Raw genomic sequence first — 6,267 nt, 5'->3', positions numbered from 1 at the left:
TCATCTGGCACAACTCGCTAAACGTTTTGAGCAAGAGAAAATTAACTTAATCGTCATTGACCAAAATATCGATACCAGTACATCAACTGGTAGATTGATGTTTAACATGTTGGCATCCATTGCTGAGTTCGAAAATGATTTACGTACTGAGCGGCAAGCTGAAGGCATTGCCAAAGCAAAAGAGAACGGCGTGAAGTTTGGGCGCCCAGCAAAACTTAACGAGCAAATATGCCATGCAATACGTACTCGTCGAACAGAAGGAGCAACTATAGGTCAAATTGCGAAAGAATTTGAGCTAGGAGAAGCAACAATTTATCGGGCGTTAAAAATAGCAATGGAAAAATCAGATTGAAATTACCCCTGTATGCATTAGATTTTTGACTCATTCGCATCCTGCTACTGGCTTCCGAGGCTATACGACACAGAGCGTTCTAACTCATTCAATCTGCCACTAAGCTATTGATTTGTATTTGAAGCTTAAAAAGAAAGAAGGCATTATTTGTTCGTAAAATACGGACAGTCGCCGTATAGAAAGCGTTAAGTTTCAATCGGTATCGGTAAAGTTAAGTGTTTGAAGAAATAGTAAATGTATTAAAGCCATATTTTAGTGTCGATCTTGCAACCTATGTGTCAACAGGAATTGCTCTAATTGAGTTATTGATTAAATTGATTGTTTTAGTAGGTGCTAGTGCATTTGTTAAGAATTTTATCTTTGGTAGTAATTGTAAACACTTAGAAGTAAAAATGAGACCTGGTATTGGTATCAATGTCGATGGAAAATTGTTGTCGAGTGTTGATTTTGATTTGAAGAATTCAGGTGCATCTAATATTTACATAAGTAGAGCCTACTTTTGCGATAAAAAAATTTGCTTTGGCTTTATTCCACGTAAAAGCGCATTGTCTGTATATCAATACGCTGATCGTCTACGATATAAAAAGAATTGCTGAGAGTTGAAATTTTTAGATGGTGCTCTCGAGTATTTAACTGACACAGAAACAGTAATCAGACCTGGCAGTAAGTTCAGAGTACAGGCATCTTTGCCGTTAGAATCGAGTGTGGATGACTCATTGTGTGCTGCAAAAGAGTCTGGAGTTTTGTATCTAGAATATTCAATGAAAGGACAACAAGGGCTTCATAAGGTCAAGTTATAGAAACTTAACAAAGCATTTAAGAGTGATTCCCAACGCTTGGCATTTTTCATTCCATAGTTGGGTTTTGTGTTTACGGTGGTATGTTTAGGCTTCGTGGTAGCGTTGCTCACACCTTAATGCGGCGTTATGTGCTAGGAGGATAATCGAAAGTGCAGTGGTTTCAAGAATATAAAGATTTGGTGTTTTCATCCGAAACCTCAGCTGAAAAGATTGATAAAGCAATTCGTTTGAAATTTGAAAACTTACCTAAACTTCTCTACAAATATCGAGCAGTGAATGAGTATTCGCTTAAAAATCTAGAGGAAGACAGTATTTGGCTGTCAGACCCAAGAAACTTTAATGATCCATATGATTGCTCGTTTAAAAAAACAGATGAACTAGATCCTTATGACCCACGCGTGGTCATAGATATGGCTTTAAGTTCAGGGATAATTTCAGGTGAAGATCACGATTCAATTGAGGCAATTCTAAGTAGTGATAACCCCACAACAACTCTTATGGAACTGAGTTATCCCGATCGTCCTGAATATGCCAAAACCATCGGTGACGCTTTAAGTGCTACGATTAAGGAACACGGATTAGGTATTATTTCCGAGTTATCTGAAAATATGAAACAAGCATTTAAAGTGTGTTGTTTCTCTGAAGACCCTACATCTATTCTCATGTGGTCTCACTATGCTGATTATCACAAAGGTTTTTGTATCGCTTATGACTTCGGAGAATTAGGTAATGAAGACTTACGCACAAGAATGCTGTATCCAGCAATTTACTCAAATAATATGTTCGATGCTTCAGGAATTTTTTCTAAGAACAAAACTGTTAATAATATCTTGTATATTAACCAAGCTGCACTTATCAAAAGTCGTGAGTGGGAATATGAAAAGGAATGGCGGTTAGTTTTCAGTAACGGGATTCTCAACGAAGAAATGGGTTATCTAGTTCCAAAAGCAAAATACGTTATTCTTGGCACTAAAATAGCAAAAGAAGACGCGGACAAAATTATGGAAATCTGTGATAGAAAGGGTATTGAAGTCAAACAAATGCAAATGTCTCCAGTACGCTATGAATTAGATTATCAAACTAAGAAAGTTCGCACATAACAAAGCATTTAAGAGTGATTCGCAACGCTTGGCAGTTTCGCTTCGCTCAAGTATAGCCAAGCGTCGCTCACACCTTAATGCGGCGTTAGCACTTGATCGGTAATAATTAGTCTGGAGAAAAAATGCCTAAAACAAAGGACAAAGCTAAACGAGTAATTGCAGCTTTAGCAAAACAAGTTCCTATTCATCAGATAAAACAGGCAGAGTCTAAAGACGATGCAGATTGGTTTCGTGTGAGTAAAAAGGCTTACGATATTTATCTAAAAAAAGAGCGAGAAAAACGAAAAGAAAGTGAAAGCAAGCCAAACGTATTATGTACTTCTGTAAATGAAATTAAAGGGATAATTTCGCTAAATGACAAGCTTGCTGATTATGCTTTAAGCATTCCTGCTATTGCTACAATGTCTGAAGTTAAGGAGATCGAAAAGCTCATAGGAAGCATGCCGAATAACGAGCATTCAATTATTTCTATTTTGGAAAATTCGACTATGTGCCCAAGAGTTCGTGCACTTCAGAAAAAAGGTCGGTTTGAGCATTTTCCACCGTTTAAAGAGTTTTCTGCGATCATTGAAGCTGCAACCATCTCGTTTTATCGCGGGAACTTTATAGCTGCATATTTGACGCTAATTCCTGTAGTTGAAGGCGTTGTATTACGGTGGTTAGGTTATTCAGGAGAAGGCAAAAAACCAGAGTTTGAAGACCTAAGAAAATTTTTCCGTAACTCGCATACTCGCCAACCATGCCCAGGTAACGCATTATTTTATGAAGTCTACTCAAAAGCATGTGATAAATTGTTAACCGAACATTTGTTTAAGCCATCTGACAAAGGTGATGCTTACTCGAACTTCAACAGGCATTTGGCGGCTCATTTATTAAATAGTTCTCAGTTTGCCACGAAGGACAATTGCATAAGGTTATTTCTTCTGTTGGATGTAATGACAGAGCTTTATTATTACGAAACATATTGTGTCGATCCACGCTTTAACTTAACAGGTGAGCAAATCGCATTGGAGTTAGACACTTACTGTTTACTTAAGTCGCAAACTAATACAGTAGAAGAGAAGCTATTGGGTAAGCCGTAAGAACGTGCTAACAAACAATTTAAGAATGATTCAGCACGCGTGGCATTTTGGGTTTGGCTTTAGCTCAGTGTTTACGGTGGTCAAATGAAGTGCTGTGGTCGCGTGCTTCACACCTTAATTGGGCGTTATATTTAATGAGGAAACATGAGCGAAAATATCAGACAATTCGATGAACTTGTTGCAAAAATTTTTGAGAAACTTTATTCGGAATTTCCTAAACAAGTTGTGCTTAACCCCTCTGAATTAATGGATTATGAAGACGACGGTTCTTACAACGAAGTTGGGGAGTTTATTAGCCCACTGAACAAAGATGACGATGAATTCCTTTCATATACTATATCGTGGCTATATGAGTCTGGTTATCTGATTGGTAAGCTAGGTGGTTCTTGGAATTCTCGTGTGACCTTGTCATTGCAAGGCTTACAATTACTAAAGTCAGTTCCTACATCTGTCGAGTCAAATGAATCTTTGGGTGAGCAGCTAAAAGCTGCCTTGAAAACAGGTTCAAGAGAATATGCCGCAAACTTGGTCAAAGATGCCTTGAATGCTCATAACATCATGAACTTACTGTCAGGTGCATTTAATTAAATATAACAAATTGTTCAAGAGCGATTCGGCACACGTGGCATTTTTACTATGCGTTAGGTTTAGTGGTTAAGATGGTATGCGGAGGCTTTGGTATTGCGTGCCTCACACCTTAACAAGGCGTTATGTTTTAATCCACTTTAAGTGAACTGCTCACAAATTCTCGTCTCAAATTTGCACTATAAACAAATAACCTTAACATTCTGATAAATATGAATATCCGCATGGAGGCTATATGGTGTTAGATAACAGTAAGGCTGTATTGAGTCGCTACCCAATTCTGACGGAGATGAAAGGCGATCTCGAAAATCTTGATGAAATAGGTATGAACTTGCTGAAGAAGTTTGTTGTAGGCAAGAAATCTAATAAATTATTTTACACTTCTGGTTGTTTTGTAACCTATCGGGAGCGAAATTACTCCTTAAGCTCTGGCTATGTAGGTGGTGAAGGCTCGAAAATAAACATCTGGAAAAGAATTAAAAATGAATTTTATCTTCTATTTTGCACAGAAGAGAAGAAATATGAAGCCGCTCGGAAACGTATTGAACGTATGAATGGAGCTTGTTTTGGAGCTGTATTAACAACGGTTTGTGCTGCAATAGCGAAAGCGCTAGGCATGGTTTTTGGTGCAATAGCAGGTTCAGTTGTTGCATTGCTATGGGCGCTGTTCTCAGTAGGAAAGAATGCCTATTGTGGAATATATGAGCAACCAACATAACAAAGCATTTAAGAGTGATTCCCAACGCATGGCATTTTTCATTCCATCGTTGGGTTTAGTGTTTACGATGGCAAGGTTAAGTTTCGTGGAGGCGTTGCTCACACCTTAATGCGGCGTTATGTAGCCGCGAGAGCGGAGGTAAGTTAAAAGGATTTATATATGCTAAATATTCGTCAAGCTCGCATTGAAGATATCTGCGTTCTTAAGAAGCTACAGTTTCAGCTTAATGAGTATCATCAAGCAAATTTACCTGATGACTTTTTATCACCGGAAGAAATTGAACAAAAAATAGATCTACACAAGATAATCGAAAGTGAAAGCTCAATTTTTCTGGTAGCCGAAAGCAATGGGCACTTAGTAGGTTTTGTTTTTGGTGAGTTATGGGTTCGCAAGTCTTGGACGCTCAAGCAGCGAAAAATCGCGAGCATTGAATAAATAGTTGTGGATTCATGCTTTAGAAGCCAAGGCGTTGGGCTGGCGCTAATAGAGGCATTTGAGGAAAGGGCTATTTCTAACGGCGGAGAAGAGCTGCTTTTAGAAGTATATTCCTTCAATGAATCTGCTTTAGGTTTGTATCGCAAAGCCGGTATTGCCCCCAAAATCCTAATTGGGCAGAAAGCACTGAGCTGAAAGTCGGCTACATAACAAATTGTTCAAGAGTGATTCGTCACGCGTGGCATTTTTACTATGCGTTGGTTTTAGTGGTTAAGGTGGTATGCGGAAGCTTCGGTATTGCGTGCCTCACACCTTAACAAGGCGTTAGGTTTTCTGGAGATAGTGAATTGAGCAGAGCAATATACGATATGGAACGACGTTGTGTTGATAGGCACAATGATTTAGCGGGTCACATTAACCGGATGAGTCAGCAGCAAGCTCGTATCATGACAAACGAAAATATAGCGGCGACAAAAGAAGTAGTTGCTCACGTATACGGAAAAGCTAACTCTTACAGCAATGTAATTATTGCTGCTGGTTATGTCGGTTTCTTTACTTTATGGTCAAGTCTAAAAAGTGATTTACCTCAATGGGCTATTTTAAGCTCAGGCGCACTTATACTGATATCACTGATGACATTTATAGGATTTGAACTATATAAAATGCTCAGTGTTTCAGTACAAATGCACAGAGTCTCAAAACGGCTTCAAAAGCCCGACATGTCGTCTCTAAGTGAAATACAGTGTATTGAGCAAAAAAGCGCACTGATTAACGCTAGGGTCTGGGTTTTTACAGTTATTCCAACAGTTTTGTCGGGATTTGGAGCCGGTCTTATATTGTTATACTGCTTTCTGGTTGACTTTATAGCACCATATTTGCAACAAACCTAACAAACAATTTAAGAGTGATTCAGCACGCTTGGCATTTTCGGTTTGGGTTGAGTTCGGTGTTTACGGTGGTTAAATTGAGAGTCGTGGTTGCGTGCTTCACACCTTAATTGGGCGTTATGTGCTTTGTCGAAATAAAGGAAATCTATGTCAATTGAAACACTTAATATTAGCTACTTTCGTGATGGGAGTAATGAGTTTATGGAAATGCTTTCTAACTCTTCAATTGAGTGGTCAAAGCGTCAGACGTTTCCAGAGGGTACGTTAGTTGCTAGCAGCGAGCTAATCGAAATCTTAAAGGTAATCGG

Annotated in this window: 7 protein-coding genes and 1 pseudogene; all 8 read left to right on the top strand. The window is 38.6% G+C overall.

The window, feature by feature from the left end:
- A partial coding sequence (locus tag OH459_RS27465; protein ID WP_269989708.1) for a recombinase family protein occupies nucleotides 1-352 on the top strand: 352 nt, incomplete at its 5' end.
- 215 nt (nucleotides 353-567) lie between these two features.
- Nucleotides 568-948, top strand: coding sequence for a hypothetical protein (locus OH459_RS27460; protein ID WP_269989706.1), 381 nt, complete (start codon nucleotides 568-570; stop codon nucleotides 946-948).
- Between the two features lie 353 nt (nucleotides 949-1,301).
- On the top strand, nucleotides 1,302-2,252 hold the full coding sequence (locus OH459_RS27455; protein ID WP_269989704.1) for a DUF2971 domain-containing protein: 951 nt from the start codon (nucleotides 1,302-1,304) through the stop codon (nucleotides 2,250-2,252).
- Nucleotides 2,253-2,374: 122 nt separating this feature from the next.
- Nucleotides 2,375-3,334, top strand: a complete 960-nt coding sequence (locus tag OH459_RS27450) for a hypothetical protein (protein WP_269989702.1) — start codon at nucleotides 2,375-2,377, stop codon at nucleotides 3,332-3,334.
- 144 nt (nucleotides 3,335-3,478) lie between these two features.
- Nucleotides 3,479-3,922, top strand: coding sequence for a hypothetical protein (locus tag OH459_RS27445; RefSeq protein ID WP_042524228.1), 444 nt, complete (start codon nucleotides 3,479-3,481; stop codon nucleotides 3,920-3,922).
- Between the two features lie 232 nt (nucleotides 3,923-4,154).
- A complete protein-coding gene (locus OH459_RS27435; RefSeq protein WP_269989696.1) occupies nucleotides 4,155-4,637 on the top strand; it encodes a hypothetical protein in 483 nt (160 codons plus the stop codon).
- Nucleotides 4,638-4,796: 159 nt separating this feature from the next.
- A pseudogene (locus OH459_RS28290) lies at nucleotides 4,797-5,267 on the top strand (GNAT family N-acetyltransferase).
- Nucleotides 5,268-5,419: 152 nt separating this feature from the next.
- Nucleotides 5,420-5,962, top strand: coding sequence for a hypothetical protein (locus OH459_RS27415; protein WP_269989687.1), 543 nt, complete (start codon nucleotides 5,420-5,422; stop codon nucleotides 5,960-5,962).
- Nucleotides 5,963-6,267: the final 305 nt, after the last annotated feature.

Origin of the sequence: Vibrio sp. MM46, assembly GCF_027587135.1 — a bacterium.
In the GTDB taxonomy this organism is placed as follows: Bacteria; Pseudomonadota; Gammaproteobacteria; order Enterobacterales; family Vibrionaceae; genus Vibrio; species Vibrio harveyi.
This window is presented reverse-complemented; position numbering and strand designations above follow the sequence as displayed.

Bases quoted from the DNA above. Each gene is read 5' to 3' on its own strand.
- OH459_RS27450 (WP_269989702.1), top strand. From the start codon at position 2,375: ATGCCTAAAACAAAGGACAAAGCTAAACGAGTAATTGCAGCTTTAGCA.
- OH459_RS27445 (WP_042524228.1), top strand. From the start codon at position 3,479: ATGAGCGAAAATATCAGACAATTCGATGAACTTGTTGCAAAAATTTTT.
- OH459_RS27435 (WP_269989696.1), top strand. From the start codon at position 4,155: ATGGTGTTAGATAACAGTAAGGCTGTATTGAGTCGCTACCCAATTCTG.